Source organism: Treponema sp., assembly GCF_017430385.1.
Lineage (GTDB): Bacteria > Spirochaetota > Spirochaetia > Treponematales > Treponemataceae > Treponema_D.
Genome location: NZ_JAFRNB010000155.1, coordinates 1 through 2980, shown reverse-complemented (window position 1 = coordinate 2980; position 2980 = coordinate 1). Strand labels below are relative to the sequence as shown.

The 2980-nt window shown below is 46.4% G+C and carries 3 protein-coding genes; 2 read left to right on the top strand and 1 reads right to left on the bottom strand.

The window, feature by feature from the left end; genetic code table 11:
• Positions 1 to 1327 (top strand): DUF1015 domain-containing protein (locus IJJ71_RS12105; RefSeq protein WP_367113241.1); only part of this gene is annotated, 1327 nt, incomplete at its 5' end.
• A 178-nt stretch (positions 1328 to 1505) separates the two neighbouring features.
• Here the strand turns inward: IJJ71_RS12105 and IJJ71_RS12100 are convergent.
• A complete protein-coding gene (locus IJJ71_RS12100) occupies positions 1506 to 2429 on the bottom strand; it encodes an ABC transporter permease (RefSeq protein WP_296847352.1) in 924 nt (307 codons plus the stop codon).
• A gap of 107 nt (positions 2430 to 2536) precedes the next feature.
• On the opposite strand from IJJ71_RS12100, the gene IJJ71_RS12095 reads away from it, so the two are divergent.
• On the top strand, positions 2537 to 2980 hold a 444-nt coding region (locus tag IJJ71_RS12095), incomplete at its 3' end, for an ABC transporter substrate binding protein (RefSeq protein WP_296847351.1).

The following is a 2980-nucleotide window of genomic DNA, read 5'->3' as shown; positions in this document are numbered from 1 at the left end:
TTGCATTATGAAAAATTTTGAAAATTACGGTGTGCAGATTCCTGAAATCTTGCTGCCTAAAAATGTTGATTTAAAATCTTGGTCGGTGATTGCTTGTGACCAGTACACTCAGGATAAGGATTATTGGGCTAGGGCTGCTCAGTCGGCTGGCACAAATCCTTCGAGCCTCAATCTGATTTTCCCGGAAGTCTATCTCAACGATGGTGACGGAGAAGCGCGAATCAAAAAAATCCATGAGACGATGAAAAGCTACCTTAATGCAGGAACTTTTGTGGCCGGCGAGGAATGTATTTACATCGAGCGAAAGACTGAATACGGCCGCACCCGAAAAGGCCTTGTTCTGGCCGTTGATTTGGAAAAATACGAGTGGAAGCCTGGCAGCAAGGCTCTGATTCGTGCGACTGAGGCGACTGTTCCTGAGCGAATCCCGCCGAGAATGAAAATCCGCACCGGGGCAAGCCTGGAACTTCCTCACATCATGCTTCTTGCAAATGACGAAAAAGACTTGCTTGTTGGTGGAGCGGCTTCGATTGCAAAAAAATCTGATCCGATTTACGGCGGCGAGCTGATGCTGAACTCCGGCCATATCACAGGCTGGAAGGTTTCTGGCTCTGAGGCTGAGAATCTTTTGGAAAATGCACTTTCGGCTCTGGCCAAGGCTGGCACCGACAAGGACGGAAACTGCTTCCTTTTTGCTGTCGGCGACGGAAATCATTCTCTGGCTACTGCAAAGGCTGTCTGGGACGAGCACAAAAAATCTCTTTCTGGCGACGATTTGATTAATTCTCCAGTCCGATACGCTTTGGTTGAGGTCGTGAACATTTATGATGAGGGGCTTACTTTTGAGCCGATTCATCGCGTAATTTTCAATCAGGATGCGGGAAGTCTGATTCTTTTTATAGAAGAAAAATTGGGCGGCGAGTTCAAGAATTTCGCTACCGAAAAGGAACTTGAAGATTTCGTTGCTGACAAAAATGCCAAAGGCGCACGATATGGTTTTATCGCAACTGTTGGCGGTGCAGAAAAACTCTGCGTTTTGGAAACTGAAATCACAGATTTGGCGATTGCAGCATTGCAGCCAGTTCTTGATGAATATCTTGACGAGCACTCAAAAGACAAAAAGAACGACATCGATTACATTCATGGCACAGAAGATGTTGTTAAGCTCGGTCACAAAGAAAACGCGCTTTCAATTCTTCTTCCGCCAATCGCAAAAGATTCGTTCTTCCAGACAATCGCAAGCCGTGGCGTTCTCCCAAGAAAATCATTCTCAATGGGCGAAGCCAGCGAAAAGCGATTCTATGTTGAAGCAAGAAAATTGTTTTAAAAATTGATTGGGCGTTGCGGGCAAAAAGCAGATGAATTTTGCCCGCAGAGAGGGTAGCGGAAAAGCTGCGCTTTGGAGCCGGCTCAGGCTCAGCCTTCGCCGAGACTCGCTAAAAACAGTCCACCGGACTGTTTTTGCCTGCGTTACAGGCCACTCCCTAAGGGGTCGGCTTCTCCCTTTAAGAGCTAAGCCCTGGCCTTTTCAAATGCTGTTTGAACCAGCCGACGACATCCTGCTTGCTGATAATAAGGCAGAGAATAATCATGAGGCCTGTTACGAGCTTGAGGTCGTTTGCGTTCATTCCGATGTTGTAGCCGTATCTTCGGGCGATGAACATTAATGCGCGGTAAATGATTGAGCCTAAAATTACGCGGAATGTCTGAGCGCTGATTTTGTTTGAGTGGATTACGAATTCACCGAGCATGAGTGAGGCAAGGCCTGAGACTACGACGCCACTTCCGCTTCCTACATCGGCAAATCCTGAATACATCGCAAAAAGTGCGCCGCTCAAAGCCGCAAGTCCGTCGCCAAAGCAGATTCCCACTCCGCGCACAATCCGTGGGTCAACTCCCTGAGAAATTACCATCTGCGGATTTGAGCCGAGCGCGCCCATTGTAAGACCAAAATCTGTCGAGAAGAATAAATTCAAAAGTACGAGCAAGATTCCGACAAAAATCACGAGAAAAATTACGATTCCCCAGTCCGGGGTTACGGCAGGGAAAGTCACTTTCATAAACTGTTTAATAGAAGAAAAAATAGTTGGAATCTTGAGGAACGACACATTTGCCTGATTCGACATGACGCGCAAATTGACAGAGTAGAGCATGGTCATCATCAAAATACCAGCGAGCAAATCCGGGATGCGGAGCTTTGTGTAAATCACTGTGGTGCAAAGCCCGGCCAAAAGCCCTGCCACAAAAACAATTATGAGCGCAAGTGTCGGAGGAATGCCGTGTGTGAGGCAAGCCGCAAGAACACACGCCCCAAGCGGAAAAGAACCGTCAACTGTCATATCACAAAAATTGAGGACGCGGAAAGTCATAAACACGCCCAAAACCATAATTCCAAAAATCAAACCTTCGATGAGAATACCTTGAATCATACAATGATTCTACTGATAAAAACAGAAGTTTACAATCGGGCTTGACATTTTGTTTCTCTTTATAGTAACATAATCCTTGAAAGAAATCTTACTATTTGGAGAAACACATGAAAATTACAAAATCAATCGCGCTTGCTTCTATGGCACTTGCACTTTTCGCCTTTATTGGCTGCAACAAAAAATCTGCTGACGGTAAAAAATCTGTCAAAATCGGTATCGCAAAAATCGTTCAGCATGTTGCTTTGGATTCAGTTGAGCAGGGGATCGTTGATGTCCTCAAAGAAAATGGCGTAAACGCAACTTTCGACCTTCAGAATGCGAACGGTGACACAAACACAGCCGCTCAGATTGCAATGAAATATCGTGACGAGGGCGTTGATGTTGCTGTCGGTATCGCAACTCCTGTCGCACTTGCTCTGGCAAACACAATCACTGATATTCCTGTTGTTTTCGGCACTGTAACTGATCCTCTCGGAGCAGGCCTTGTCTCAACTCTTGACCATGGCGAGCGAAACATCACCGGCATGAGCGATGCAATCCCGACCGAGCAG